Origin of the sequence: Brevundimonas sp. (assembly GCF_035998205.1) — a bacterium.
GTDB lineage: Bacteria > Pseudomonadota > Alphaproteobacteria > Caulobacterales > Caulobacteraceae > Brevundimonas.
Map to the genome: position 1 here is coordinate 475,422 of NZ_DASYHT010000006.1, position 26,999 is coordinate 502,420.

Genomic DNA, 26,999 nt, shown 5'->3' on the forward strand with positions numbered 1-26,999 from the left:
TCGAGGCTCAGGCCCGCATGCGCCGTTCGAGCACGGCCAGCGGCACGGATCCCGTCGCCAGCACCTTGTCGTGGAAATCGCGCAGGTCGAAACCGGGCCGCGCCGCCGCCTCGGCCCTCAGCCGCGCCATCACCGTCTCGCCGATCTTGTAGGAGCAGGCCTGGCCTGGCATCACCGTGTAGCGGTTGATCTCGTTGTTGGCCGAGCCGACCGGCTTGGCCCCCGAGGCGACCATGTAGTCGACCGCCTGCTCACGGCTCCAGCGCTTGTCATGCAGGCCGGTGTCGACCACCAGCCGCACGGCGCGGAACAGGTAGGACATCAGGAAGCCGAGCCGGCCCAGCGGGTCTTCGGCATAGGCGTTCAGGTCGTCGGCGGCGACCGCCTCGGCGTACAGGGCCCAGCCCTCGTTGTAGGCCGAGAAGCCGTTGGCGCGCCGCCACTCCGGCAGGTGGGTCGACTCGCGCTGCAGCGCGACCTGCAGGTGATGGCCCGGCGAGGCCTCGTGATAGGTCAGGGTCGGCAGGCTGAACTTCGGCCAGTTCGCCGTGTCCCGGAGGTTGATGTAGTAGGCGCCCGGCCGCGAGCCATCCAGCGGCGGCCCCTGGTAGTAGCCGCCCGGGGCGCCGTTCTCGATCGCCGGCGGCACGCGCCGCACCTCGACATGGGTCCGCGGCAGCCGGCCGAACACCTGCGGCAGCAGCGGGTCGAGCGCGCGGATCTGGGCGTTCAGGCTCTCCAGCAGCGCCGCCTTGCCCGCGTCCGTATTGGGCCACAGCTGCGCCGGGTCGCGGTTCAGGGCGTCGATGCGCTGGCCGGTCGTGCCCTCGGTCATGCCCTGGGCGCGCAGGATGGCGTCGATGCCGGCGCTGATCTCCGCCACCTGCTCCAGTCCGATGGCGTGAATCTCGGCCGGGGTCAGGGTGGTGGTGGTCCAGGTCTTCAGCGTGTGGGCGTAGAGCGCTTCGCCTTCGGGAAGACGCCAGACGCCGGCGTCGTGCACGGCGCCGGGCTTGAGCGCCTCCAGCGCCGCGATCTGCCGGGCCAGCGCCGGCTTGACCTCGGCCTCGACCAGGGCGGCGGCGCGCTCGGCCCAGGAGGCCGGCAGGCCGGCGGCGGCGGCCTTGCGCGCCAGCGACCGGATCATGGCCATGTCCTCGCCGCGCTGGACGGCGAGGGCGTTCAGCTGGCCGGTGGTCAGGTCCAGCACGAAGTCGGGCGGGACCACGCCCTTGCCGGCGTCGGCGACGATCCGCGCGGTTTCACCGTCCAGCGCCGGCCCGAACTGCGCCAGCCGGGCGAGAAAGGCCTCGGCCCCGTCACGGTCCTCGACCCGGTGCTGGGTGTCCATGAAGTCCGGGACGTTGAAATAGGCGCCGGCCAGCTGGCTGACGACATAGGGGCCCATGCGGCCGCCGCTGATCAGGGCGCCGTAGTCGAAGCTGGCGCCGGTCGCGGCCGTCTCGGCCCGGAACAGGGCGACATCGAGGTTGAGGGCGCCGTTGTCGCTGAGGCCCTCGCGGCCGAAGGCGCGCAGGGTGGCGAGGCGCGAGATCGCCTCGGCGCGCTCTGCCTGCCAGCCGGCCGGGGAGCGGTCGGACAGGCGCGCGGCGCGACCGGCGTTCGGCCCGCGGTCCAGCCCCAGGTTGGTGGCGCTCTCGGGGTTGCGGTCGAGGTCGGCGGCGAACCAGCCGGCCATCAGGGCGTCCAGCGCCGCGTCACGGTTGTCCTGCGCCGCGGCCGGCAGGGCGGCCAGCGCCGCCGCGCCGGCGGCCCCCATCAGAAGGTGGCGACGGTCGATGTTCATGAGGGCCTCCCGGGCGTTTTCGCCATAGGAGCCCGCCCCGTCGGGGGGCGCAAGGGCGGGGCGCCGGCGCGGCGGAGGCCGCCCGCCGTTCCCCACGTCAGTCGGCCCGCCTCAGGTCGCGGGTGCGGCGTCCTCGCCCAGCCAGGCGCGGCGGAAGGCGCGCTGCGATTCCGTCAGCTCGCCCTCGATCGCCTCGATGCGCTGCAGCCGCAGGGCGGGATCGGCGCCGAAGGTCAGGCGGCCGGAGCCGGCGACGCCGCGGCGAATGAACTGCACCTCGACCTCATCGCCCGGGCGCGCCCCGGCGATGACCCGGGTCCAGTCGGCCTGGCTGTCGATGGCGACGCCGCCCACCGACACGATCTCGTCGCCGCGATCCAGACCGAGCGCATGGATCGGCGTTCCGGGCGCGCTGGCCCCGCCGAGGGTGGCGGCGCCGTTTGCAGACTGGAGCGAGACCTGGCCGACCCAGGCCCGGCCGGGGTTCCTCGGCGCGACGACGACGCCGGCCCGGGCCAGCAGGGCCGTGAAGTCCGGCAACCGGCTGTCGCGGATCCAGCCGTCGAACACCTCGCGCGCAAAGGCGGCGTCGCCGGTCACATCGGCCAGCGCCTGCTCCAGGTCGGCCGGGGTGTAGGGCCGCTCGCTGACCCCGTGCCGCGCCCACATCAGACGCATGTAGTCGTCGAGGGTGACGCCCGGAAAGCGCGTCCTCAGCGTCAGGTCCAGCCCCATCGCGACCACCGCGCCATAGGGATAGTAGCTGGCGAAGATGTTGCCGTTGGTCGGGTCGATCGAGGTGGCCGCATCGACGAACGGGGCCCGCAGGCTCATCTCCTCCGGACCGCCATAAGCCCGCGCCGGCGTGTTGAGGATGAAGCTCAGCTGCCCGCCCATCTCGTTCAGGAAGGCGTCGACGTCCTCCACGGCGGCGCGGCGGATGGTCAGGGGGCCGTAGTAGCTGGTGAAGCCCTCGGCGAACCACAGCGACGGGGTCGGATTGGCCGCCGTGAAGTCGAAGGGCTCCAGCTCGGCGGGGCGGATGCGCTCCACATTCCAGGCATGGAAGAACTCGTGGCTGAGAGTGCCGAGCTGGTCGTACTCCGCCTCGGCCAGCCCGCGCGGGGTGCTGATGACGGTCGAGTTGCGGTGCTCCATCCCGTCGCCGCTGATCCACGGCACATAGTCGGCGAGGAAGGTGTAGGTCCCGAAATCGAAGTCGGGCACATCGCCAAAGACCGCGATCTGGGCGTCGACGATGCGCCGGGCGCGGGCGGCGAATTCGTCGGCCTCGGCGTCAGTGCCGAGATGATGCAGGGCGATGCGGATGGTGCGCGGGGCCCCCGCGTCATCCACCTGCCACTCGCGCACCGTATGGCGCGACACCTCGATCGGGCTGTCCATCAGGTACTGGAAGTCCGGGGCGGTGAAGACCTCCGGATCATCGGTCGGCGCCAGCTGGGTCGCGACGCGCCAGCTCGGGTCGGGACGGCGGAACCGCAGACGCGCGGCGCGCTCGTCATGGCCCTCGGCCCACATCAGGCTGGCCGGCGCATTGAGCCGCGCATGGGTGGGGTCGATCTGGGCGTAGGTGCCGTCGCCCCGGTCCGCCCACAGGGTGTAGGCGACCGTCACGGTCCCGTCGTGGCCGGACACCGACCAGGAATAGGGCTCGGCACGATCGATCGGCAGCGGCCGTCCGGTCCCGTCCACGGCGGTGACCGAATAGACGTTCTTGGCGAACTCGTGGATGGCGTAGCGCCCCGGCGAGGACCGCGACATGCGGAAGCGCACCGGACCGGGCTGAAGCCCGCGATAGGTGACGGCGATGCGCGCCTCGCGATGGGCGGCGTTGTCGAAGCTCAGCTCGTACTCAACGGGCGGCGGCGTCTGGGCCCATGCGGGCGCGCCGGAAAACACAGCCGCAGCGGCGACGAACAAAGCCAGGATACGCATTCAGAACCCCCGAAGCCCGAAGCCGCGACCCTCGCGCCTCGGGACGGGGCTGGCAAGTGACGCGACGCGTCAGGCCGCGCGCAGCTCCTGTTTGACGCGCTCGGCCAGGGTCTTGATGTCCAGCGGCTTGGGCAGGAAGGACACGCCGGTCTCGTCGGCCAACAGGTCCGAGAAGTCGCTCTCGGCATAGCCGGAGATGAACATCACCGGGGCATCGCCGAGGAAGGGGCGAGCCTTTTTCAGCAGCGAGGGGCCATCCAGCCCCGGCATGATGACGTCCGAGATCAGCATGTCGATCTGGCCGGCGTGCTCCTCGGCCAGGGCCAGGGCTTCCTCGCCGTCGCAGGCCTCGATGACCTCGTAGCCGCGCTGGCGCAGCAGCCGGGCGGCGATGCCGCGCACGGCGGCCTCGTCCTCGACGAACAGGATGCGGCCGGCGCCCGACAGGTCGCGCGGGGCCTTCGGGGCGCGCACCTCGACCGGCGCCGCCTCGGCCAGCTCCTCGGCCCCGGCGGCGGGCAGGAAGATGCGGAATACGGCCCCGCCGTCCGGCTGGTTGGCGACATTGATGTGGCCGCCGGCCTGTTCGACGATGCCGTAGACCGTGGCCAGGCCCATGCCGGTGCCCTCGTTCACCGCCTTGGTGGTGAAGAAGGGCTCGAAGATCTTGTCGAGGATGTCGGCGGGCACGCCCGGACCGGTGTCGGCCACCTCGATCACCGCGACCTCCTCGGTCGGCGGGTCCATCCAGCCCAGCACCATGGCCTGGTCACGGGTCAGGCGGCGGGTGCGGATGGTGACCACCCCGGCGCCCGGCTCGACCACCCCGCGCATGGCGTCGCGGGCGTTCACGGCGAGGTTCATCACCGCCGTCTCCAGCTGGCTCTTGTCGGCCAGAACCGGCGGCAGGTTGCGGCCGTAGTCGGTCTCCAGCCGCACGTCCTCGCGCAGCAGGCGGCGCAGCAGCACCGTGAACTCGCCGACCAGTTCGCCGAGGTCCAGCCGCTCGCGCCGCACCGTCGACTTGCGCGAGAAGGCCAGCAGCTTGCGCACCAGGTCGGCGGCGCGGTGGGCCGTCTGGCGGATCTCGTTCAGGCCGTCGTAGGACGGGTCGCCGACCGGGTGGCGTTCCAGCAGCCCGGACAGCTGCAGCTGGATGGCGGTCAGCAGGTTGTTGAAGTCGTGCGCCACGCCGCCGGCGAGCTGGCCCACGGCCTGCATCTTCTGGGCCTGGCTGAGCTGCAGCTCCATCGACTTCTGGGCGGTCACGTCGAACAGCCAGATGCGGCGCTTGTCGCCCTCGGGCGCGACGTAGAGGTGCAGGGCCCGGTCCGGGTGAGCCCGGGCGATCAGCTCGATCGGCCCGGAGGAGCCGCGCTCCATGGCCTCGCGGGCGGCGACCACCCCGGCCGGGTCGAACAGGTGGCCGAAGGCGGCGTCGCGCGCCGCGCCCGGGCCGGTCAGCACCGACAGGGCCTCGTTGGCGTCCTCGATGCGCCCGGCGAACAGGTCGGCGGCGGCGATCACGCCGGAGCCGAACGGGGCGCCGGCGGCCATGGCCCGGGCGTCGCCGGTCTGGCGCGGCGAAGGGGGCGGGGCGGACCCGGGGGCCGCGACAGGCACCGCCTCCTCGGGCGCCTGCCGCACGAGGAAGCGGTCCGGGCCGGCCTGGCCGATCAGCACTTCCAGCTCGCGCTCGCCGACCATCAGGATGGCGCGGCCGGTCTCGCCCTGGCGGGCCTGGGCGAAGGCCATGTACAGGGCCTGGGGCGAGCGCGGCGGCGGCAGGCTGGTCTGGGCTCCGTTGGCGGCGACCCAGGCGCCGTTGAAGGCCAGCACCTGCCCGCCTTCCCAGACGAGGGCGGCGGGCTCGGCCATGGCGTCGAGCACATCGACCACCGCATCCTCGAGCGGCCGCCGGGCGGGATTGCGCAGGAACACCAGCACGCCGATCAGGCAGACGGCGGCGGCGGCGCAGATCAGCACCACGCCTGCGGCCGAGGTGTCGCCCTGACGCAGGGCCGGCCACGCCAGCGCGGCGGCGGCGAGGCCGAAGCCCAGCACGATGACGATCGGCAGGGGATCGAGGCGGGGTCGGCCCGGCGCAGCGCTCATGGGGTCCTCGGCGACGAATCAGAGCCCGATGATACGCCGGTTGGGCGACAAGCGACGAATGACCGTCGGGGCGGGCTGTCAGGCCCGTCCTCCCAGTCCGGCGGCGGCGTTCAGCCGGGCCCAGCCGGACAGGGCGGCCCCCTGCGCCCCGGCCAGCTCCGCCTCGGCGTCCGCCACGGCGCGCCGGGCGACCAGCACCTCGAGTAAGGGCGAGAGTCCTGCGCGGTAGCGCTGGTCGGCCAGGGCCGCCTGGGTCGCGGCGGCGCGCGCCGCGGCGTCGAGCGTCGCCGCCCGGGCCTCGGCGGCGGCGAGGGCGACCAGGGCGGTCTCCACCTCGGTGAGGGCGTCGATCGCCGCCTGGCGGTAGGCGATGTCCGCCTGCAGGCGGCGGGCGTCGGCGCCGTCCCGGGCGCTCTCCAGTCGACCGAAGCTGAACACCGGGGCCGTCAGCCCGGCCGTCAGGCGCGAGAGGAAGCCCGAGGCGGTGAAGAGCGTCTCCGGATCCACCTCCTGACCGCCAAGGGCTGCGCCGAGGGAGAGGGTCGGCCAGAAGTCGCGTCGGGCGGCGTCGGCGTCGGCCCCCGCGGCCAGCAGGTCCAGCTCGGCCACCCGAAGGTCCGGACGACGCGCCAGCACCGCGGCCGGGGCGGCGAGGGCGGTCGCTGGCGGCGCTTGCAGGGCGTCCGGGGCCTCGGCGAGGTCGTCGCTCAGGCCGCCGGGCGCGAGGCCGAGCAGGGCCTCAAGGCCGAGCTGCGCCTCCTGCTGCGCCTGACGGGCGGCGATCGGACGGGCCCGGGCGGCGGCGAAGGCGGCGCGGGCCGCGGCGGCGTCCAGACCCGAGGTCAGGCCGGCCCGCTCGCGCGCTTCCGCAAGGTCCAGGGCCTCTTCGAGCGCGGTGACGGCGCGGTCGCCGGCGGCGGCGCGCGCCGCGGCCTCGCGCCAGGCGGCATAGAGCTGGACGGCGGTCGACCGAGCCCCCAGCCGGGCCGCCTCGATCCGGGCGGCCTGCGCCTCGGCGCGCAACCCCGCGGCGCGGGCGCGGGCGCCGAGCGCTCCGTTCAGATCCGTGTCCACGCTGAAGGCGACGAGGGCCCGGAAGGTGTCCTGATCCAGATCGTCGACGGTCTCGCGCTGGGCCGCGCCCTCGGCGCCCACGGTCGGGCGCAGGGCGGCGCGGGCGGCGCCGAGCCGGGCCCGGGCCTCGAACAGCCGGGCCTCGGCCAGCCTCACCTCGGCCGCCGTCCCGGCGCGGCGGGCCAGATCGCTGAGGACCGGATCGCCGGCGGCGGTCCACCAGGCCTCAAGCCGGGGATCGACGTCGGGGAGGGCGGCCGCCTGCCAGGCCGCCGGCGCGTCGAGGGCGACCGGGGCGGGGCCGCTGTCGGTGGCGCAGGCGGCGAGGCCGAGGCCGGCCGCGGTCAGCAGGAGCGCGAGCCGGCTCATCGCGCGGGCTCCGTCGCGGGGCGCTGGGTGGCCGAGGCGGCGGCCTCGACGAACACGTCCATGCGCTGGCCCAGCCAGGCCGGGTGGGCGGCGGGATCGAAGGCGTAGAGGACCTCGACCACGCGCGTGTCGACCCGCTCCGAGCCGCCGGCGAGAGCGCGCTTCTCGACCACCTGCGGCTCGATCCGCACCAGGGTCAGCGGGATGCGTCGACCGGTCTGGCCGCGCAGCACGCCGTAGGCGCGTCCATTGCGGTTCAGGCGCGGGGCGTCGGCCTCGTCGAACTCGGCCCGCACGTGCAGGCGCACGTCGTCGCCGAGGGCGATCAGGGGCGCGGCCGTCGGGCCGGCGACCGCGTACTCGCCGGGGCGGACATCGACGCGGAAGACGCGGCCGGCGATGGGGGCGGCCACGGTCAGCCGGTCCAGATCGACGGCCCGGGCGCGGACCTGGGCGTCGGCCACGGCCACCGCCGCGCGGGCCTGGGCGAGGGCGGCTTCGGCGCGGGACACGGCGAAGCGGCGCCGCGCCAGCTCGTCGGTGGACAGGGCGCGGGCGTCCTCCACCGCCTCGAACAGGGAGAGCCGCTGGCGCTCGTCGGCCAGCGCCACCTCGGCCTGCCGGGCCGCGGCGGCCGCTGCGGCGGCGTCGGCCCGGGCGGTGGCGAGGGCGGCGCGGGCGGCGCGGTCATCGAGCCGGAACAGCGGCTGTCCGCCGGCCACCCGGTCGCCCGGCTGGACCAGCACCTGCCGCACCACGCCGGGCAGTTCGGCGGCGACGGCGATCAGCTCGGACTGCGGCTCGACCGTGCCGATGCCGGCCACGGCCGAGGCCGCGGCGGCCGACGGCGGCGGGGCGGGCGGATCGGCCCGGGTGCGCTCCGGCCGCAGCACGGCGGAGACGGCGAACACCAGACACCCGCCGGCGATGACCGGCAGGACAAGGCGCTGGATCTGCTGACGACGGCTAGTGGGCATGGAGTCCCTCCGGGAGCGAGTTTGTGCGGCTGTCGCCGACGATCCGCCCGTCTTCCATGGCGACGATGCGGTCGGCGTAGCGGTAGATGCGGTTGTCGTGGGTGACGACGAGGACGGCCCGGCCGGGCCCGGCGGCGGCGGCCTTGAGCAGCTCCATCACCTGGCGGCCGGTCTCGGCGTCGAGGGCGGCGGTCGGCTCGTCGCAGACCACCAGGTCCGGCTCGTGCACGATGGCGCGGGCGATGGCGACGCGCTGCTGCTGGCCGCCGGACAGCTGGCGCGGCAGCTTGTCGGCGTGCGGGCCCATGCCGAGGGTCTCCAGCACGACGCGGGCGCGCTCGGCGGCGGCCTTCAGCGGCATGCCGTCCGCCACCAGCGCCATGGCGGCGTTCTCGGCCGCGGTCAGGGCGGGCAGCAGGTTGTACTGCTGGAAGATGAAGCCGATCCGCCGGCGGCGCAGGATCACCTTCTCCGCATCCTTCATGCGGGTGATGACGTTGCCCATCACCTCGACCTCGCCGGCCGTCGGCCGCAGGGTGCCGGACAGGATCGACAGCAGGGTGGTCTTGCCGCAGCCGGAGGGGCCGACCAGCATGGTCAGCTCGCCCTGGGCGACCTCGAGATTGACGTCGAACAGCACCTGGGTGGAAAGGCCGTTCTGGCCGAAGGCCATGTCGATGTGGCGGGCGATGACAGCGGACATGGCGCTCACCCCCGGAACACGATGGCCGGATCGACGCGGAACACCTTCAGCAGGCTGCCCAGCACCGACACGAGGATGATCAGGAAGACGACCACGCCGGTGCCGACCAGCACCTGCCAGGGCAGGTAGAAGTCCTCCAGCGCTGCGCCGCCCCGGACGAAGGTGAAGAAGGCCGCGGCCCCGCCCATGCCCAGCGCATAGCCCATGACCCCGACCACGGCCGCCTGCAGCAGCACCATGCCGGTGATCTGCCGGTTGGTCGCGCCGATGGCCTTGAGCGCCCCGAACTGGCGCAGGTTCTCGATCACGAACAGGTAGAAGGTCTGGGCCGTCACCGCCGCTCCGACGATGAAGCCGAGCAACACGGTGATGCCGAAGTTCACGGGGATGCCGGTGCGCGTCAGATAGTACTGCACGCTGCGCCAGGCGAACTGGTCCCAGGTCAGGGCCTGCAGGCCGGTCTGCGCCGCAATGCGCTGGGCCAGCGCCTTCGGATCCTCGCCGTCGCGGGCGCGCACCAGCACGAAGGACAGCTTGTTCCGCTGCGGCGGGGTCAGCTTCATCGCCTCGGAGTAGCGGACATAGGCGATGGGGAAGGTGATGAAGGGCGGCGAGGCGTCGGCGATGCCGCTGACCACCACCCGCCGGTCGTTGATCTCGGCCTCCAGCCCGACCCGGTCGACCGGATCGCCCTCCGGCCAGATCAGCTGGGCGCCCTCCTTGTCGAAGACGATGCCGCCGGGCGTGCGCAGGGATTCGAGGTCGCCGCTCAGCCATTCCCGCGGCGCGCCGACGAGGGTCTCGTCATCGACACCCACCAGGCTGACCTGATTGATCAGGCCGTCCCGGGTGCGGAAGATGGCGAGGCCCTTGAACAGCGGCGCCGCCCACTCGACACCCTCGACCGAGCGCACCCGGGCCAGCGCCGCGTCGGGCAGGGGTTCGACCTCGTCGACGTAGCGCACGCGCGGGTCCATGACCCAGATGTCCGCCTCGCGCACGTCCAGCACCTGGTTGGCGGTGCGCGTCATCAGGCCGATGAAGATCGACACCTGCTGGCTCATCAGCAGGGTGGCGAAGGCCACCCCGAACACCAGCGCCAGATACTTGGCGCTGTCGCCGAGCAGCATTTTGAGCGCGACAGATCGCATCCTCGGACTCCTGTGATCCGCGGTCGGGCTTGCGCCGGGAGGGGCGCGACGGGGTAAGCTGGGAACTGACCGTATTAAAATACTGAGCGGTTCAGTATGTCAATGGCGCCATTTGCGCCATCGCAAACGTGAACGTTCGCGTTCATATTTGCGCAGGTGAGTGAGGGCAAGTCGAATTGGGCGCAGCAACTGGTCAAAAAGGTCGCAGGCTCGATCCCGCCAAAGCGGACGCGCTTCTGCATGTGGGCTGGTCGCTCTTCCTTCAGCACGGTGTCCAGGCGGTCAGCATGGAGCAGATCGCGGCCGCCGCCGGCGTGTCCAAGGTGACCGCCTACAAGCATTTCGCGGACAAGCACGACCTGTTCCGCACGGCGATCCGAATGGAGATGACACGGCTGGAGTCGCTTCAGGGAGCCGCTGCGCTCGACGGCGACGGACCGATCCGCGACGTGCTGGAGACGTTCGGCCGCGGCCTGATGAGCTATCTGTTCTCCGGACCGGCCATGGACTTCTACGCCGCCCTGGCGGGGGAGTTGCGGCGAACGCCCGAGCTGGCGCAGGCCTTCTATGAAGCCGGGCCGGGCAAGACGTTCGAGAACCTGAAGTCGATCTTCCGGCGAGGCTGTGCGCGGGGCGAGCTCGCCATCGAGGACCTCGACCTCGCGGCGGACCAGTTCCTCGGACTGCTGCAGGGCTACAGCAGTTTCCAGATCGCTCTCGGGGTTGAACCCACGCCGCTCGCCGACACCGTTGATCGCCGCGCCCGGGCCGCGACCGAGCTCTTCCTGAAGACCTACGGCGTCCCCTGACCGGGTATTGTGGCCCTGTTGGCCGATTTAGCATACGCTGTGGTCTGACATGTCGGATGGAAACCTGCCCCGGCGCGGCCGCCCGCGCGACGCCTCCAAGGACGAGGCCATCCTCGTGGCCGCCGGCGAGCTGTTCATGGAACGCGGCTACGAGGCCGCCAGCCTCGACGCCGTGGCCCAGGCGGCGGGCGTGTCCAAGGCCACCATCTATTCGCGCTTCGCCGACAAGGACGCCCTGTTCCGCGCCGTGCTGGACCACGAGTGCAGCTCGGTGGTGCTGCCGGCCTCGTTCGTTCCGCCGCCGGACGCTTCGGTGCGCGAGACGCTGATCCTCATCGCCGACCAGTTCATCGGACTGGTGCTGGGCGACAAGGCGATGGCCATGCACCGCATCATCGTCGCCGAATGCTGCCGGGCCCCGCGGGTCGCCGAGCTGTTCTTCGAGACCGCGGTTCTGGCCACCAAGACCCGTTTCGCCGACTGGCTGCGGCAGCAGACGGCCGCGGGTCGACTGGCGGTGAAGGATCCGGACGGGGCCGCGTGGCGCTTCCTCGGCGCCGTCAAGGCCGAAGCGCATTTGCGCGCGTCCATGGGGTTGCCGCCGGTGGAGCCGGCGCGGCTGCGCGCCCATGTCGAAGCCTGCGCCGACGAGTTCTGCCGGGCCCACGCGCCGGACTGACCGGGGGCGGCGCCAGCCTCCGCGTCAGCCCATGGTGTCGGCGATGTTGATGATCGCCGGGCCGAGGATCACGACGAACAGCACCGGCAGGAAGAACAGGATCATCGGCACCGTCAGCTGGGCCGGCAGCGAGGCCGCCTTCTTCTCGGCCGCCGACAGGCGCAGGTCGCGGTTCTCCTTGGCCATGACCCGCAGGGCGGCGCCCAGGGGCGTGCCGTACTGCTCGGCCTGGATCATGGCGGTGGTCACCGCCTTCACGCCCGGGTGGTTGGTGCGTTTCGCCAGGCCTTCGTAAGCGAGGCGCCGTTCAGGCAGGTAGCTGAGCTCGGCGGCCAGCAGGGACAGCTCCTCGGCCAGCTCCAGCGAACTGCCGCCGATCTCCTGGCTGACCTTGGTGATGGCCGCCTCGATCGACATGCCGGACTCGACGCAGATCAGCAGCAGGTCCAGCGCGTCGGGAAAGCCGACCATGATCGAGGCCCGCCGCTTCGAGATGCGGTTCGAGACGTAGATGTTGGGCGCGTAGAAGCCGATCGCCGCGAACACCATGACGGCGGCCAGCTTCTGGAAGGGGGCCATGCCGAAGTCGTTGATGAACTCCAGATACAGGAAGCTCGTCGCCATCAGGATGAACGGCGAGGCGAAGCGGAAGAAGTAGAAGGTCGTCAGCGGGCGCGGGCCGCGCAGGCCGGCCTGCAGCATCTTCTCGGCGACCTGCGGATCTTCCAGCAGCTTGGTCAGGTTGAGCCGCTCGACGATGCGCTTCTTGAAGCCGTCGTCGGCCTGGCGCAGGGCCCCGGGCGTGGCCATGGCCTCGCGCGAGCGCCGCCGCAGCTCCTCGCGGCGGCCGGCCACGGCCTTCATGCGCTTCTCGAGGCTGGCGCCCTGGAGCACCCCGTTCATCAGGGTCAGCACGGTCAGGAACACGCCGAGGGCGACTGCGCCGGTCACCCAGTTGCTCTTGTCCATGATGAGGTCGGAGATCGCGTCCATCCGGTCCTCAGATCTTGAACGAGATCATCTTCTTCATCACCAGCACCCCGAGGCCCATCCAAAGGGCCGAGCCGAGCAGCATCACGTGCCCGCGGGGGTCGGTGAACATGCGGCTCATGTAGCCAGGCGAGGCGACCATCACGAGGCCCATCACCACGATGGGCAGCGAGCCGATGATGCCGGCCGAGGAGATGGCCTCGGACGACAGGGCCTTGACCTTCTCTCCCATCATCCGGCGGGCGCGCAGCACGGTCGACAGGTTGCCGAGGGCTTCGGCGAGGTTGCCGCCGGTCTTCTGCTGGATGGCCATGACGATGGAGAGGAAGCGTAGCTCCGGCGAGGGCATGCGCTCGTACATCTTGTCGAGGGCCTGGCCGAGGGTCATGCCGACCCCGACGGCCTCGACCAGCCGCTGGAACTCCGGTCCGAGCGGGGCCGGGCTCTCGCGGGCGATGATCTTGAAGCAGTCGTGCACCGGCAGGCCGGACTTGATGCCGCGGACGATCACGTCGACGGCGTTGGCGAACTCGCCGGAGAACTTCTTCATCCGCCCCTTGGCGAGGAAGGCCAGCACCCAGCGCGGCAGGCCGAGACCCAGCACCACGGCGATCATCAGCGCCATCAGCGGCGACAGGCCGACCATGAGGGCCAGCAGCAGCCCGACCACGCCGGCGACCGAGGACAGGATCCAGAACATCTTCAGGTTCGGGGCGAGGCCCGCCTGCTGCATCCGCGCGGACAGGGTCATGCGCGCCTTGCGGTCGCGACGGTCCGCTTCCTTGAGCTGCTGCAGGATCTGCTTGCGGCGGCCCTCGGGCGTGTTGTTCTGCGCGGCGCGCCGGGCGGCGCTGTTGGCCTGCTTGCCGCCCTGCAGCCCGCGGGCGCGCTTCAGGGCCTCGGCGCTGGAATCGTCGCCGCCGACGAAGGCCCAGCCGAGGCCGCCGATGGTGATGAAGGCCAGAACCGCGGCGAGGGTGGGCAGCAGCATGACCTACTCCGCCGCGTCGAGGGCTTCGGCCAGCTCGCGCTCCAGCCCGTAGTAGCGCGCACGGTCCCAGAAGCGGGGCCGGGCGATGCCGGTCGAGCGGTGGCGGCCGATGATCTTGCCGTTCTCGTCCTCGCCGGTGATCTCGTAGACGAACAGGTCCTGGGTGACGATGACGTCCCCTTCGAGTCCGACCACCTCGGTGATGTGGGTGATGCGACGGCTGCCGTCGCGCAGGCGGGCGGCCTGCACGATCACATCGACCGAGCCGACGATCATCTCGCGGATGGTCTTGGACGGCAGGCCGTAGCCGCCCATGGTGATCATCGACTCCAGACGGCTGATGGCCTCGCGCGGGCTGTTGGCGTGGAGCGTGCCCATCGAGCCGTCGTGGCCGGTGTTCATGGCCTGCAGCAGGTCGAACGCCTCGGGCCCGCGCACCTCGCCGACGATGATCCGCTCGGGACGCATCCGCAGACAGTTCTTGACCAGATCGCGCATGGTGATCTGGCCCTGGCCCTCGAGGTTGGGCGGGCGGGTTTCGAGACGCACCACGTGAGGCTGCTGCAGCTGCAGTTCGGCCGCGTCCTCGCAGGTGATGACCCGCTCGGTCGGGTCGATGAAGGCGGTCAGGGTGTTGAGCAGGGTGGTCTTGCCCGAGCCGGTGCCGCCCGAGATGACGATGTTGCAGCGGCAGGCGCCGATGACTCCCAGAACCCGGGCCCCTTCCGGGCTGATGGAGGCGTACTCCACCAGGTTCTTCATCGTCAGCTTGTCTTTTTTGAACTTCCGGATCGTCAGCGTCGGGCCGTCGATCGCCAGGGGCGGGGCGATGACGTTGACCCGGCTGCCGTCCGGCAGACGCGCGTCGCAGATCGGGCTGCTCTCGTCCACGCGCCGGCCCACCTGGGACACGATGCGCTGACAGATGTTCATCAGCTGGCCGTTGTCGCGGAAGCGCACATTGGTCAGCTGCACCTTGCCGCCGACCTCGATGAACACCCGGCCGGCGCCGTTGACCATGATGTCGGCGATGTCGTCGCGGGCCAGCAGCGGCTCCAGCGGGCCGTAGCCGAGGACGTCGTTGACGATGTCCTGGACGAGGTGCTCCTGCTCGGCCACCGACATGGAGACGTTCTTGATCGCCACCAGCTCGGCGACGATGTCGCGGATCTCCTCGGCCGCCGCCCGGGCCTCCAGCTGCGCCAGCTGGGCCAGGTCGATGGTGTTCATCAGCGCGTTGAAGATCGTCGTCTTCGTGGCGTGATAGTAGTCCGACTGCTCGCGGACGATCTCGGTGACCTGCTGCGCCTTCTTCAGCTGCTCGAAGGCGGGGGTGGCGCGCGGGCCAGGACCGCGACGCTGGCCTTCCGCCGCCGGGCGCGGCCGGGCGGCGACCGGGTCGGCGAGGGCGTCCAGGCGTTCGGCGCCAGGCTGGGCGGTGAACAGGGCCGCGCTCTCCGGCTCACCGGGCGCGGCGGCGTCGAAGGCGAAGGCCTGGGTCTGTACGCCTTGCGGGGGCTGTGCCGGCGCGCTGTCGGCGGCGAACGGACTGGGCGCGGCGTCGGCCGTCGCCGCGCCGGCCGGGACAGGGGGCGGGCCGCCGCTGACCGGCGATGTGCGCTTGCCGAACACCCGTCAGCGCGCCTTCTTCTTGAACAGGCCGCCGAGCAGGGACTTGCCGCCGGCCTTGGCCGCCCTCGGCCCGGCGATGGCCGGCATCTCCCGGCGCGACACGATCTGGGCCAGCACCTGGAAGGCGTCCGCCGCCTTCGACCTGGCCGCGGCGTCGAGGATCATCTGGCCGTTGTTGGCGGCGGCGCCGAACACCTTCGGGTCGAAGGGAATGACCAGCGCCGGGTGCACGCCGAGCGCGTCGCCGAAGTCCTTGGCCGGGATCTCCGGACGGCCGGGCATGCCGACCTGGTTCAGCACCACCCGCGGCGGCGCATCATTGGGCCGGCCCTGACGGATCAGGTCGATCATGTTCTTGGCGTTGCGCAGCGAGGCGAGATCCGGTGTCGCCACCACAACCACCTCGTCGGCCGAAATCAGCGTCCGGCGCACCCAGCGCGACCAGACGTGTGGCAGATCCAGCACCACGAACGGGGCCGTGGCGCGGATCCGGGTGGTGACCTCCTCGAAGGCCTCCGGGCTGATTTCGTAGTCGGCGTCCAGCGTGGCCGGGGCCGCGAACAGGCTCAGCTTGTCGGTGCAGCGGACCATCATGCGGTCGAGCAGCACCGGGTCCAGCCGGTCGGGCTGGGCCAGGGCGTCGGCGACGCCGTTGATCGGGTCCTGGTTGAAATCGAGACCGGCGGTGCCGAAAGGCAGGTCGTAGTCGACGATGACCGTATTGGCGCCGATGCGCTCGGACAGGGCGTAGGCGGTGTTGTGGGCCACGGCGCTGGCGCCGGTCCCGCCGCGCGCGCCGACAAAGGCGATCGAGCGGCCGACGAAGGGCTGGGCCGGGTCGTTGAACAGGCCGCCGATGGCGCCGATCAGCTGCAGCGGCTGAATGGGGGCGACCAGATACTCGGACACCCCGCGGCGCATCAGCTCGCGGAACAGGATGATGTCGTTCGCGGCGCCGATGATCACGACCTTGGTGCCGGCGTCGCAGACCTCGGCCAGCCGGTCGATGTCGTTCAGCAGGGTGGCCGGATCGCCCATGTGCTCGACGATGATCAGCGGCGGGGTCGGCTCGTGGTGATAGGTGGCGATAGCCGCATTGACGCCCCCCACGCGGATCGTGGTGGTCGCGCGCGACAGGCGGCGGTCCTGTCCGGCCCGGTCGGCGGCCGCCAGCGTGTCCTGGCGCTCAGCGAAGACGTGGATGGCGATGCGCGGCACGGACACTTCCGCCAGCGCCTGGCTGGCCCCGGCGATCAGGTCCCCGACGGGATTGAAGCCCGGCTCGGCCACGACCGCGCGCGGCGCGGCCGCCACGGCGACCGGCGCAGCCACAGGCGCTGGCGGGGTGAACTGGAGCGGACCGGCCGACGGGGCCGGCGCGGGCGCCGGCGCGCGCGCCGGCATGCCCGGCTGGGCCTCCAGCTCGAGGTCCAGATCGTCCTCGAATCCGTCGTCGGGAGACGGGGCGAAGGCGTTCATGCTCACTCCACGGCCTGGGTGACGCGGCCGCTGACGAGTTCTTCCTGCGGTGCGGAGGTCTGCCGGCCTTGCCGGTAGTTGTCGAAGACCACGACCGCGCGGTGGGAGTCCTGCAGCGGCATGGCGCGGGGCTGCTGGATGTCGCGCGGATCGGCGATCTGGGCGGCCATATTGGCCGTGACGGCGCAGCCGAAATTGTTCGGCGTGCGGGTGCTGTTGGCGGAGAGGTCTTCCCAGGCGCGCCCGCAGGCGGGCACCCGGGCCTCGACCGTCTCGAAGCTGACGATCACCGGCGCGCGCGGGTCCGGCGCGGCGTAGCCGGCCATCCGGATCGCCTCGGCCGGCAGGCCGCGGGCCATCAGGGCGTCGCGCACATTCCAGGCGGTGCGGGCGGCGGCGGCGTCCTCCCCGGCCGGGGCCGCGACGCTCACGGCCCCGACGCCGCGGGCGCGATGACGGGCGGTGAGGGCGTCCAGCGCCGCCGCCTGGTTCACCGACAGGGCGTCCTCCCGCACGGCGAGGGCGATCTGGTCGACGCCCGGCTCGACCTGCAGGGTCCAGCGGCTCGTCGGGGTCAGGGGTTCGGGCCCGACCGACGGGCCTGCGGCGCAGGCGGCGAGGGCCAGGCTCGCGGTCAGGGCGATGGCGAGAGGGGCGCGGGCGATCATCGTCGGCCTCATTCGATCACATAGCCGACCGGCCCCTGCCAGCGCGGCGCACCGGCGCTCTCTGTGGCGGGGGTGCGGTAGACCTGGTTGAGCTGGCCAAACAGGAGGGTCTGCAGGTCATTGGCGATACGCAGGCCGTCGGCCGGGGTCTGCAGGCGATCCGGCGACGTCGGCTGGACCACATAGGCCTCGACGATGATCACCAGCTCGGTCTGGCCGGACTCGTAGTCGCGCGAGCGGAACAGGGCCCCCAGCACCGGCAGGTCGCCGGCCCCCGGCAGCTGGTCGATGTTCTGGCGCGTCTCCTCGCGCAGCAGGCCGGCGATCATCAGGGCGCCGCCGGACGGCAGCTCCACCGTGTTCGACGAGCGGCGCACGGTCAGGGCCGGGATGATCAGGGCGTTCTCGGAGGTCCCGCCGAGGGTGAAGGCGCCGTCGGTGGTCAGCTCTGACACCTCGGTCGACAGCTGCAGCGAGATGCGACCTTCGGACAGCACCACCGGACGGAACGCGAGGCGCACGCCGAACGGCTTGAACTCGATGGTGACGTTGCCGTCCCGGTCGCGACCCACCGGCACCGGGTACTCGCCGCCGGCCAGGAACTCCGCGTTCTCGCCGTTGACCGTGGTGACATTGGGCTCGGCCAGGGTGCGCACCAGGCCGACGCGCTCGAAGGCGCGCAGGGTCCCGGTGAGGCCTTCGCCCGTGCCGTCGGAGTAGCGCAGGTTGCCACCGCCCAGCTGGCTGCCCGCGACGCCGAAGGTGGCGTTCTGGGTCAGGGACAGGCCGTTGCCGGCGTCGAGAATGGCGTTGATGTCGAAGCCGAGCTGCCGCACCGCCGTGCGCTGCACCTCGATGATGCGCGCCCGCACCATCACCTGGTCGGCGCCCGTGACGCTCAGCATGTTCAGCACCCGGTCGGGCTGGCTGACGAACTGGCGGGCGATCTGGGCCACGCGGTCCGACTCGCCGGGGCTGGCGACCGTGCCGGTGAGAATGATGCTTTCGTTGACCGCCTCGACCTGCACGCGGGCGTTGGGCACCACCCGCGCGAGGGTGTCCTGCAGGGCTCCGACGCCGGTGTCGACCCGCACCCGCAGGCTCAGGATGGCCCGGCCTGACGCGTCGAGGAACACCGCGTCGGTCTCGCCGGGGGCCAGGCCGATGACCGTGATGCGGCGCGGCGAGTGCAGCACCGCCTCGGCCACCGCCGGGTTGGAGACGATCACATCACGGGCGTCGGTCGGCAGGTCGATCGCGGCCGACCGGCCGCGCGGCAGGTTGACGGACTGGGTCTCGGTTCCAAGGGCGACCCGCACGGACTGGGCGGCCGCGGGGCCGGTGGCGGCGAGGGCCGGAATGGCCAGCAGGGCGGCGGCGAGGGCGATCGCCCGGGAGGTCGGCTTGCGCATCATTGCACCACCACCGTTTCCACATCATCGCCGCGATGGACCCGCACGGCGCGGGCCTCGGTGCGCGGCGCGGCGACACGACCGGAAGGGCCGTTGGTGTCGGCGTAGGAGCGCAGCACCAGCGACAACTCGCCTTCGGACCGGGCGAGCGCGAGGGCCTCGGCGTCGCGCGGGCCGAGTTCAAGCGTGGCCGTGGCGCCGACCACCGCCTGTTCGTCCTCATCGGCGCGGGTGGTCTGGTCGATGGCCAGCACCTTGACGTTCTGCATCACGGTCGAGGAGGCGAAGCGGCTGCGGGCGCTTTCCGGCGTGCCGGCGTTGCCGAGGTCCATCTCGCGCGTCAGCAACACGTCGACCCGGTCGCCGGGCAGGATGAAGCCGCCGGCGGCGGTCTCGACGCTGACCCGGACCGCCATGGCGCGCATGCCGGGCTGGAGGTAGGCGGCCATGTAGCCGCTGTCGCCCGCGCGGACGATCTTGCGGGTCACGATTGGCTCGCCGGCGAGGATCGGTTCGCGCACCACGGCGCCGACGAAGTCGGCCTTGGCCCCGCCGCCGGACAGGGCTTCAGCGGCTTCGGCGACGCGTCGGGCGGCGGCCGCGCCGGCATCTTCCTCGTCAGCCTCGGCGGCGGCGTCCGCCGCGGCCTCGGCCTGCGGGATCGGCACCGAGCCATCGGTGATGAAGACCGGATTGACGTCCTCGACGGCCCAGTCCTTCCACTCCAGGTCCGCGTCAGCGAGGCGCTGTCCCGGCTGAAGGTCGCGCGCGGCGACAAGAACCTTGGCCATCGGACGCACCTCGGCGACCGAGGCGGTCGCGGTCGCGGTGGGCTCGCCGCCCATCATGGCGCGCACGACCAGCGCCAGGCCGATAGCGGACACGGCGGCGACGGCGATGACGGCGATGCGGGCGGGCTTCATCCGGACGTCTCCCCACGGAACGGCGCGCGCACGCCGCCCGAGCGTTAACGACCATGCGGCCCGCCGGTTAACGACCGCCTAAGCCGGGGTCAGCCGCCGAACGCTGCGAGCCCGATCCGGCTGGCCGGGAAGGCCACAAGCGCGCCGGCGCAGATGGCGACGCCATAGGGCAGGGGGCCGCGCGGCTCGGCCAGACGGCGCCACCAGCCGGGGCCCCGCGTCCGCAGGCGCTCGGGCAGGCGCCGGACGACGAGGGCGAACAGCGCCAGCAGGCCGCCGGCCACGGCGGTGAACAGGACGAATTCCGTCAGGGCGGCGAGTCCCATGAAGGGCGCCATGGCGGCCATGATCTTGGCGTCGCCGCCGCCCAGCAGATTGCCGGCGAACAGACCCATGCCGACCAGCAGGGCGGCCAGGCCCACGAGGGCGTCGATGGCGATCAGGCGAGGCTCGAGGCCGGCGGCCAGGGCGGCCGGGATGAAGGCGGCCAGCAGCACGACCGACATCCAGTTGGGGATCCGGTAGGTGGCCACATCATGCACGGCGGCGGCCACGGCGATGAGGGGCAGGATGGCGGCGAGAACCGGAGACAGGGCTTCCATGTCTCCGGGTCTAGCCTCGGCGACTTAAGGACGGGTTGCCGCACCGCCTCGCGCGCAAGCGAAAGGGGCCGGAGCGTTTCCGCTCCGGCCCCCCGCGGTTTCAGACGCGTGTCGCCGTGTTAGGCGAGGCCGGTCGCGACTTCGGTAAGGCGAGCCAGCAGGTTCTGACCGATGGTGGTCAGCACGGCGATGACGACGACGGCGATCAGGGCGGCGATCAGGCCGTACTCGATCGCGGTGGCGCCCGATTCGTTCTTGGCGAAGCGCGAGATGAACTTGGTCATGGTCTTTGATCCTTCGTCTGCAGCGAGCAACTGAGGTTTCCGAAACAAGGGTCCTCGGCTTGCCCGCTGGACCCCAACTTACGGTTCGCAAGATGGACCGGCTTCCTTAAGTCCAAGTAAAACTGATGGTCGTCATCCGAGAATTCGTAGTTTACATGAGATTTACTACGAATACATGGTTACCGTCGCTTAATCGTGCTCCCGGCCGGGGCGCGTTCCCTTTCAGCCTTTCTTGAGGATTGGGGCGCAGGTTGCGGGCGTCCCGCGCGAGCGCGCGGTTGTTTCAGAAAGAGGTTCCCATGCGCGGCGCCCTGATCGCCCTCGCGGCCGTGATGGTCTGTGCGGCTCCGGCCCAGGCCCAGGATGGCGGGCAGCCGGCCGGCCGCGCCCTGACGGTGGAGATCGATCACGCCGCCCGGGTGCAGCTGCGCGGCGCCGCCACCTCGGTGATCGTGGCCAATCCGCAGATCGCCGACGTTACGGTCGTCGACGCCACCACCCTGTTCATCACCGGCAAGGGCTACGGCCTGACCGAGATCGTCGCGGTCGACGCCATCGGCCGCACCCTGTTCCAGGGCCAGATCGCCGTGGTCGCCCCGACCCGCGGCGCGGTCCGCGTCTGGCGCGGCGGCCAGGTGACCGAGATGGCCTGCGGCGCGTCGTGCGCGCCCAGCCTGCGGGCGGGCGGCGCGGCCGCTTCGCCCACGCCCTGAGGTCCGGCGTGCGCGCCCGGGGGCTCTGGCGGGCGTTGCGCCGCCGTCGCCGCCGCGACGGCGTGGCGGCGATCGAGTTCGCCTTCGTCGCCATCCCCTTCCTGATCCTGCTGTTCGCCATCCTTGAGATCGGCGGGCTTCTGGTGCTCGACGCCTCGCTCGAGAACGCGATGATCGAGACCAACCGCCTGATCAGGACGGGTCAGGCCCAGGAAGGGGGGCTGAACCAGGAAGGATTCCGCACGGCCATCTGCGATCGCATGACGATCTTCGAGGCCAATTGCGCCGACAACCTGTTCGTCGATGTCCGGGTCGTGCCCCAGTTCCGCAACCAGAACCCGCCGCAGCCGAGCGAGGACGGCTTCCCGCAGGAGTTCCAGATCGGCGAGGCCGGCGACCTGATCCTCGTCCGCGTCTGGTACCGCCACCGGCTGCTGTCACCGCTGATGCAGCAGGCGGTCTCCCGGTTCGGGGACGGCAACGCCATCGTCGCTGTCACCACAGCCTTCAAGAACGAGCCGTTCTGATGCGCCCGATCGCCCTTCTGGTCCATCTGATCCGGGACCGTCGCGGCGTCAGCGCCGTCGAGTTCGCGCTGATCGCGCCGCTGATGATCCTGATGTACTTCGGCGCCGCCGAGCTGACCCAGGCCTATATGGCCCAGAAGCGGGTCACCCACGTCGCCTCGGTGATCGCCGACCTGACCTCGCAGGAGACCACCCTGAACCAGGGCATGGTCGATGACATCTTCGCCGCCGGGCAGCACATCCTGCAGCCGTTTCCGGCGGCCCCGCTTAGCCAGCGCCTGACCAGCATCGAGCGCCGCGCCGACGGGACGACCACCGTGCTGTGGACCCGCACGAGCGGCGGCGGCACGTTCGGGGCCACAGGGTCGATCCCGCTCCCCGCCGATGTGCTGGAAAACGGCGAGACCATCATCGTCGCCGAGGTGCTCTACACCTACACCTCGCCGATCGGCGACCTGCTGCCCAACGGCGTGCAGTTCGACGCCATCTATTATCTGCGGCCGCGCCTGACCAACCGCGTCACCTGCTGCTAGCCCAGCAGGGCGGCCTTCAGCGCCGCCATCTTGACCTCGGTCTCCGCCAGTTCGGCGTCGGGATCGCTGTCGGCGGTCAGCCCGGCGCCGGCCCGACCCGACCAGCGCCAGCCTTCGCCCTCGCGGGTGAAAGCCAGGCTGCGGATCAGCACCGAGGCGTCGAAGCCGCCGTCCGCCCCGATCACCGCCAGGGTCCCGCACCATGGTCCGCGCGGCGGCTCATGCGCGGCGATGACCTGCATGGCCTGATGTTTCGGCGCCCCGGTGATCGAGCCCGGCGGGAAGGTCGCCGCCAGCAGGTCGGCGAGGCTGGCGCCCGGGTGCAGCCGGGCGCTGACGCGGGACACGAGGTGGTGCACCCGCTCGTAGCTGCGCAGCTCGAACAGGGCGTCGACCCGCACCTCGCCCGGCGGGCTCAGGCGCGCCAGATCGTTGCGCATCAGGTCGACGATCATCAGGTTCTCGGCCCGGTCCTTGGCGCTGGCCAGCAGGGCGGCGGCGGCGGCGGAGTCCGCCTCCGGTGTGGCGCCGCGCGGCGCCGTGCCCTTGATCGGCAGGGTCTCCAGCCGGCCGCTGTCCGGGTCCAGTCGCAGGAAGCGCTCGGGGGAGTTGGACACCAGCGCCAGTCCGGGCGCACGCCACCAGGCGCCATAGGGGGCCGGCCCGGCGGCGGCGGCGCGCAGGAACACCTCGAAGGGATCGCGGCCGGGGGCCAGCCGTCCCGACCAGTCCCGGCCGACATTGGCCTGGAACAGCTCGCCCTGACCGATGCGCGCCACCACATCGGCGACCGCGGCGCGATAGCCGTCCGAACCGAGCCCTTCCGCAGCGTCGAGCCCCGGCGGGCCGGGCAGGGGCGGCGGTTCCAGCGCTGTGAGCAGGTCGTCCAGCCGCGCCGCCGCGGCGCGCGCTGACGCCGCGTCCGGCCCGCGGCCGATGCGCCAGGCGCGCTGTTCCTGATGATCGAAGGCGATCACCGCCGGATAGCGGGCGAGGATCAGGTCGGGCCAGTCGCCGGGCGCCCTGCCGATCAGGACCCGGGCTCCGAGGTCATAGGCCGCCAGCGCCACCCAACCGCCGGGGAACAGGCCCGCCGCGGCCGTGTCGCCGGTCCGGCGCCCGGGAACCAGTCCCGCCAGCGCCGCATAGCCGTCCGCCTCGCCCGCGGGGATGATCCGCACCCGGTCCGGCCGGGCGGCGACGAACGACCAGCGGCCCTCGACCCCGTCCGAGATCAGGCCCAGCGACCCGTCCTCATGGGCCACGGCGGCGAGGGTCGTCAGCGGCGATCGCCACGGGATGGCGGTCTGCCCGACCGCCTCCAGACCTGTCAGGTCGATGTCCACCTCAGGCGGTCAGCCGCTCGGCGATGCGGGCCCGCCGGGCCCCGTCCAGCCCGAGCACCTGCTCCAGATAGCCGTCCAGCCCGCCATTGCGTCGGCCCATCTCGTCGAAGGCCGCGTCCAGATAGGCCGGCTCGACGCCGAGGAAGGCGACCACGGCCCCGTGGCTGGCGGTCTTGCCGGTCATGGCGCGGAGCTGCTCCGCGATCTTCGGGGCCCGGCCCTCCAGATCCACCGCGCGGTTGGTCAGCAGATAGTCCTCCAGCAGGTCGTCGCGGCCGACGCCCAGCAGGTGGTGGGTCAGGGCGGCCAGCATGCCGGTGCGGTCCTTGCCGGCGGCGCAGTGGATGACCACGGGCCGGTCGCTGTCGGCCAGCGCCTCGAAGTAGCGGCGGAACAGGTCGACGTGGGCCGGCAGGAACGGCAGCTCGCGGTAGGTCGCTGTCATGAAGCGCCGCCCGGACTCCTCGGTCAGGTCCTCGGTCTTCAGAAAGGTGATGTGCGGGGCCTCGCCGCCATCGTCCTCGTGGCTCTCGATCACCTGCGCCGAGAAGCCGCCCGGGCGTCGCGACGGCTGCTGGCGGCGCTCCGAGGGCCGCCGCAGGTCGACCACCACGCCGAGGTCCAGGGCCTCCAGCCGCGCCAGGTCGGCCTCGGTCGCGCGGGCGTGGTGGGCGGAGCGGAACAGGCGGCCGGGCCGGACCCGCCGTCCGGCGGCGGTGGCGTAGTCGCCATAGTCACGGAAGTTGTCGACGGCCTCGAACGGGAGCAGGCGCATGGCTCCTCTATAGAGCCATGCGCCCGCCTGAACAGCCGCCTGATCGCCTCAGCCCTTCACCAGCGCCGCCATGGCGTCGAGGTAGGCGATGAAGGCGTCGCGGCCCGCCTCGGTCATCCGCGCCCGGGTCACCGGCTTGCGGTCGACGAACCGCTTGTCCACCGCCACGAAACCCGCCTCCTCGAGCTTCTTGAGATGGACCGACAGATTGCCGTCGGTCAGCTCCAGCTTCTGCTTGAGGGTGGCGAAGTCCGCTTCGTCGGCGCCGGACAGGTAGGCCATGATGCCGAGGCGGACGCGGCCGTGGATGACGTCGTTCAGTCTCGAGATATCGAAATCGTCCGGCATCACACCACCAGGCTCGGCTGTTGCCGCACCAGCAGGATGCCGGGCAGCAGGGCGAAGAGGGCCAGGCCGGCGGCATAGGCCAGCCACAGGGTGGGCTCGCCGGCGAGGAAGGCCAGGGCGGGCGCGGCGATCCAGGCGCCGACGGCGAGCGTCCGCTGCCAGGCGGAACCGGACACGGTGGCCGAGACGGCCCAGCCGGCGCCGTAGGCGGCGAAGATCAGCGACGGGAACACGGTGAAGGGCAGGGCGCTCTCGAACTTCATGCCCAGAACGGCCATCGACAGGCCGACGGCGAAGGTCACCATGCCGACCCCGGTCCAGGCCGTGCCGACGGCGCGGCTGCCAAGGCCGGTGGCGCCCGGAAGCTTGCCGACCCTGTGGCTCAGGACGCCGAGGGTGATGAAGAAGAGCAGGCCGGCGGCGCCCCAGAGCCAGAGGTAGGCGACCGGGGGGAGGTCGAGGATGCCGCTTTCGATGCCGTAGTGCGCCACCGAGGCGCTGCCGAACAGCAGGCCGGCGGCGATCAGGATGGAGCCGCCGAGCACAGGGGCGCGACGGCCGTCCACGGCGAGGGCGCGCATGTAGGCGATGTCGTCGTGAACGGTCTGGATGTCGTCTCGGGTCATGGGGTGTCCTCCTTGAGTGAGGACACCCTACGCCAAGTGCTTTGCGATGTAAAGTGCTTTATCTGAACGGTGGTTCGTCGAAGGCGCGGAGCTTGCGGCTGTGCAGGCGCTCGCCCTCCTCGCGCAGCAGGTCGATGGCGGCGATGCCGATCTGCAGGTGCTCGGAGATGGCGCCCTCGTAGAAGCGGTTGGCCTGGCCCGGCAGCTTGATCTCGCCGTGCAGCGGCTTGTCCGAGACGCACAGCAGGGTCCCGTAGGGCACGCGGAAGCGGTAGCCCTGGGCGGCGATGGTGGCGCTTTCCATGTCGATGGCCACGGCCCGGCTCTGGTTGAAGCGCAGGGCCGACTGGCTGTAGCGCAGCTCCCAGTTACGGTCGTCGGTGGTCACCACGGTGCCGGTGCGCAGGCGCCGCTTCAGGGTGTCGCGATCCTCGCCGGTGGTCAGCTCCGCGGCCCCCTGCAGGGCCTGCTGCACCTCGGCGATCGGCGGGATCGGAATCTCCGGCGGCAGCACATCGTCCAGCACATGGTCGTCGCGCAGATAGGCGTGGGCCAGCACATAGTCGCCGATGCGCTGGGTGGGGCGCAGGCCGCCGCAGTGGCCGATCATCAGCCAGGCGTGCGGCCGGGTCACGGCCAGGTGGTCGCAGATGGTCTTGGCGTTGGACGGCCCGACGCCGATGTTGACCAGGCTGACGCCGCGCCAGCCGGGGGCGGTCAGGTGATAGGCCGGCATCTGGTGCTTGCGCCAGGCCGCATCCATCACCGCCTGCTCGGGATCAGGGGTGTCGCGGGTGATCACCACCCCGCCGGCGCAGCTCAGCGAGTCATAGGGGCTGTCCGGGTCCATCAGCTGGGCGGTGGCCCAGCGCACGAACTCGTCGACGTAGCGATGGTAGTTGGTGAACAGCACGAACGACTGGACATGTTCCACCGGCGTGCCGGTGTAGTGCCGCAGCCGCGCGAGCGAGAAGTCCGTGCGCAGCCCGTCGAAGTGCGACAGGGGGAAAGCCTCGGCCTCGGGGAAGGCGACGCCGTCCGCGATCTCGTCGCCGATGTGGGCCAGGTCTGTGGTCGGGAAATAGCGGGCGATGTCCGCCGTCTGGCTGGCGTCGAGCGCCACGGCCGCCCCGTCCATCACATACGGAAACGGAATCTCCTGGTCCGAGGCGTGGACGCTGATCGTGGCGCCATAGTCCTGGACCAGCAGCTCGAGCTGTTCGACCAGATAGTCGCGATAGAGGTCCGGCCGGGTCACGGTGGTCTGGTAGACGCCCGGCCGGGACAGGCGGGCGTAGGCGCGGCCCTGGGGGGGCGGCGGCGTGTCTCCGCGCCATTCCACGCGCAGCAGCGGGTAGGCGAACAGGCCGCGGGCGCGGGCCTCGTTGTCGGGCAGAACGCCGGTGTCGATGAAGTCGCGAACAGCCTGGCGCAGGGCCTGAACGGCGGCGTCGTAGCGGGCGATAAGGCGGTCCGTCGCCGCCTGGGGAGTGAGGGTCTCTGACATGGC

26 protein-coding genes are annotated in these 26,999 nt (G+C 71.7%); 5 read left to right on the forward strand and 21 right to left on the reverse strand.

The genetic code is table 11. The annotated features are described in order from the left end of the window. Positions 1-7: 7 nt before the first annotated feature. The 7 genes from VGN74_RS12300 to VGN74_RS12330 all read right to left on the reverse strand — a co-directional run bounded on the left by VGN74_RS12300 (position 8) and on the right by VGN74_RS12330 (position 10,152). Positions 8-1,807, reverse strand: coding sequence for a DUF885 domain-containing protein (locus VGN74_RS12300; RefSeq protein WP_327448603.1), 1,800 nt, complete (start codon positions 1,805-1,807; stop codon positions 8-10). Between the two features lie 111 nt (positions 1,808-1,918). Then, positions 1,919-3,763, reverse strand: a complete 1,845-nt coding sequence (locus VGN74_RS12305; protein WP_327448605.1) for a M61 family metallopeptidase — start codon at positions 3,761-3,763, stop codon at positions 1,919-1,921. 69 nt (positions 3,764-3,832) lie between these two features. Then, entirely contained in the window at positions 3,833-5,878 is a 2,046-nt protein-coding gene (gene cckA, locus VGN74_RS12310; RefSeq protein WP_327448607.1) for a cell cycle histidine kinase CckA, read from the reverse strand. Between the two features lie 78 nt (positions 5,879-5,956). Continuing rightward, positions 5,957-7,321 carry a TolC family protein gene (locus VGN74_RS12315; protein ID WP_327448609.1) on the reverse strand — a complete coding sequence of 455 codons (1,365 nt, stop codon included), beginning with the start codon at positions 7,319-7,321 and terminating at the stop codon, positions 5,957-5,959. Beyond that, positions 7,318-8,298: an HlyD family efflux transporter periplasmic adaptor subunit gene (locus tag VGN74_RS12320; RefSeq protein ID WP_327448611.1), complete on the reverse strand. Its 981-nt coding sequence runs from the start codon at positions 8,296-8,298 to the stop codon at positions 7,318-7,320. The genes VGN74_RS12315 and VGN74_RS12320 overlap by 4 nt, the downstream gene beginning before the upstream one ends. After that, a complete protein-coding gene (locus tag VGN74_RS12325; RefSeq protein WP_327448613.1) occupies positions 8,288-9,001 on the reverse strand; it encodes an ABC transporter ATP-binding protein in 714 nt (237 codons plus the stop codon). The genes VGN74_RS12320 and VGN74_RS12325 overlap by 11 nt, the downstream gene beginning before the upstream one ends. 5 nt (positions 9,002-9,006) lie before the next feature. Further along, positions 9,007-10,152: an ABC transporter permease gene (locus VGN74_RS12330; RefSeq protein ID WP_327448615.1), complete on the reverse strand. Its 1,146-nt coding sequence runs from the start codon at positions 10,150-10,152 to the stop codon at positions 9,007-9,009. A gap of 242 nt (positions 10,153-10,394) precedes the next feature. Here VGN74_RS12330 and VGN74_RS12335 point away from each other — a divergent pair, with 242 nt between their 5' ends. Continuing rightward, on the forward strand, positions 10,395-10,961 hold the full coding sequence (locus VGN74_RS12335) for a TetR/AcrR family transcriptional regulator (RefSeq protein ID WP_327448618.1): 567 nt from the start codon (positions 10,395-10,397) through the stop codon (positions 10,959-10,961). Between the two features lie 49 nt (positions 10,962-11,010). Then, positions 11,011-11,640: a TetR/AcrR family transcriptional regulator gene (locus VGN74_RS12340; protein ID WP_327448621.1), complete on the forward strand. Its 630-nt coding sequence runs from the start codon at positions 11,011-11,013 to the stop codon at positions 11,638-11,640. 24 nt (positions 11,641-11,664) lie between these two features. Here the strand turns inward: VGN74_RS12340 and VGN74_RS12345 are convergent, their stop codons facing one another. The 9 genes from VGN74_RS12345 to VGN74_RS12385 form a co-directional block, all read right to left on the reverse strand. Further along, entirely contained in the window at positions 11,665-12,633 is a 969-nt protein-coding gene (locus VGN74_RS12345) for a type II secretion system F family protein (RefSeq protein ID WP_327448623.1), read from the reverse strand. 7 nt (positions 12,634-12,640) lie between these two features. Beyond that, entirely contained in the window at positions 12,641-13,618 is a 978-nt protein-coding gene (locus VGN74_RS12350) for a type II secretion system F family protein (protein WP_327449494.1), read from the reverse strand. Between the two features lie 6 nt (positions 13,619-13,624). Continuing rightward, a complete protein-coding gene (locus tag VGN74_RS12355) occupies positions 13,625-15,253 on the reverse strand; it encodes a CpaF family protein (protein WP_327448625.1) in 1,629 nt (542 codons plus the stop codon). Between the two features lie 3 nt (positions 15,254-15,256). Beyond that, positions 15,257-16,732 carry an AAA family ATPase gene (locus VGN74_RS12360; RefSeq protein ID WP_327448627.1) on the reverse strand — a complete coding sequence of 492 codons (1,476 nt, stop codon included), beginning with the start codon at positions 16,730-16,732 and terminating at the stop codon, positions 15,257-15,259. A gap of 2 nt (positions 16,733-16,734) precedes the next feature. Next, the gene (locus VGN74_RS12365) at positions 16,735-17,400 is read right to left on the reverse strand and encodes a CpaD family pilus assembly lipoprotein (RefSeq protein WP_327448629.1); all 666 of its coding nucleotides are present in this window, start codon (positions 17,398-17,400) and stop codon (positions 16,735-16,737) included. Positions 17,401-17,408: 8 nt separating this feature from the next. Beyond that, complete coding sequence (locus VGN74_RS12370) at positions 17,409-18,815, reverse strand: type II and III secretion system protein family protein (RefSeq protein WP_327448631.1); 1,407 nt, start codon at positions 18,813-18,815, stop codon at positions 17,409-17,411. Then, on the reverse strand, positions 18,812-19,735 hold the full coding sequence (gene cpaB, locus VGN74_RS12375; RefSeq protein ID WP_327448633.1) for a Flp pilus assembly protein CpaB: 924 nt from the start codon (positions 19,733-19,735) through the stop codon (positions 18,812-18,814). Before cpaB ends, VGN74_RS12370 begins: the two co-directional genes overlap by 4 nt. Positions 19,736-19,824: 89 nt before the next feature. Beyond that, positions 19,825-20,337, reverse strand: a complete 513-nt coding sequence (locus VGN74_RS12380) for an A24 family peptidase (RefSeq protein ID WP_327448635.1) — start codon at positions 20,335-20,337, stop codon at positions 19,825-19,827. Positions 20,338-20,456: 119 nt separating this feature from the next. Then, complete coding sequence (locus VGN74_RS12385; protein WP_327448637.1) at positions 20,457-20,621, reverse strand: Flp family type IVb pilin; 165 nt, start codon at positions 20,619-20,621, stop codon at positions 20,457-20,459. A gap of 299 nt (positions 20,622-20,920) precedes the next feature. On the opposite strand from VGN74_RS12385, the gene VGN74_RS12390 reads away from it, so the two are divergent. The 3 genes from VGN74_RS12390 to VGN74_RS12400 are packed head-to-tail and all read left to right on the forward strand — an operon-like array spanning position 20,921 to position 22,394. Continuing rightward, on the forward strand, positions 20,921-21,334 hold the full coding sequence (locus tag VGN74_RS12390; protein WP_327448639.1) for a pilus assembly protein N-terminal domain-containing protein: 414 nt from the start codon (positions 20,921-20,923) through the stop codon (positions 21,332-21,334). Next, on the forward strand, positions 21,283-21,861 hold the full coding sequence (locus VGN74_RS12395) for a TadE/TadG family type IV pilus assembly protein (protein WP_327448641.1): 579 nt from the start codon (positions 21,283-21,285) through the stop codon (positions 21,859-21,861). The genes VGN74_RS12390 and VGN74_RS12395 overlap by 52 nt, the downstream gene beginning before the upstream one ends. Beyond that, complete coding sequence (locus VGN74_RS12400; protein WP_327448643.1) at positions 21,861-22,394, forward strand: TadE/TadG family type IV pilus assembly protein; 534 nt, start codon at positions 21,861-21,863, stop codon at positions 22,392-22,394. The genes VGN74_RS12395 and VGN74_RS12400 overlap by 1 nt, the downstream gene beginning before the upstream one ends. Here VGN74_RS12400 and VGN74_RS12405 read toward each other — a convergent pair. The 5 genes from VGN74_RS12405 to VGN74_RS12425 are packed head-to-tail and all read right to left on the reverse strand — an operon-like array spanning position 22,391 to position 26,996. Continuing rightward, positions 22,391-23,740, reverse strand: a complete 1,350-nt coding sequence (locus tag VGN74_RS12405; RefSeq protein ID WP_327448645.1) for an anthranilate synthase component I family protein — start codon at positions 23,738-23,740, stop codon at positions 22,391-22,393. The two genes, VGN74_RS12400 and VGN74_RS12405, sit on opposite strands and share 4 nt — an antisense overlap. Position 23,741: 1 nt before the next feature. Beyond that, positions 23,742-24,515, reverse strand: coding sequence for a tyrosine-protein phosphatase (locus VGN74_RS12410; RefSeq protein WP_327448647.1), 774 nt, complete (start codon positions 24,513-24,515; stop codon positions 23,742-23,744). 48 nt (positions 24,516-24,563) lie between these two features. Then, positions 24,564-24,863: a transcriptional regulator gene (locus VGN74_RS12415; RefSeq protein ID WP_327448649.1), complete on the reverse strand. Its 300-nt coding sequence runs from the start codon at positions 24,861-24,863 to the stop codon at positions 24,564-24,566. Then, complete coding sequence (locus VGN74_RS12420; protein WP_327448651.1) at positions 24,863-25,489, reverse strand: hypothetical protein; 627 nt, start codon at positions 25,487-25,489, stop codon at positions 24,863-24,865. Before VGN74_RS12420 ends, VGN74_RS12415 begins: the two co-directional genes overlap by 1 nt. 58 nt (positions 25,490-25,547) lie before the next feature. Beyond that, positions 25,548-26,996: an AMP nucleosidase gene (locus VGN74_RS12425; RefSeq protein ID WP_327448653.1), complete on the reverse strand. Its 1,449-nt coding sequence runs from the start codon at positions 26,994-26,996 to the stop codon at positions 25,548-25,550. Between the last annotated feature and the right edge of the window lie 3 nt (positions 26,997-26,999).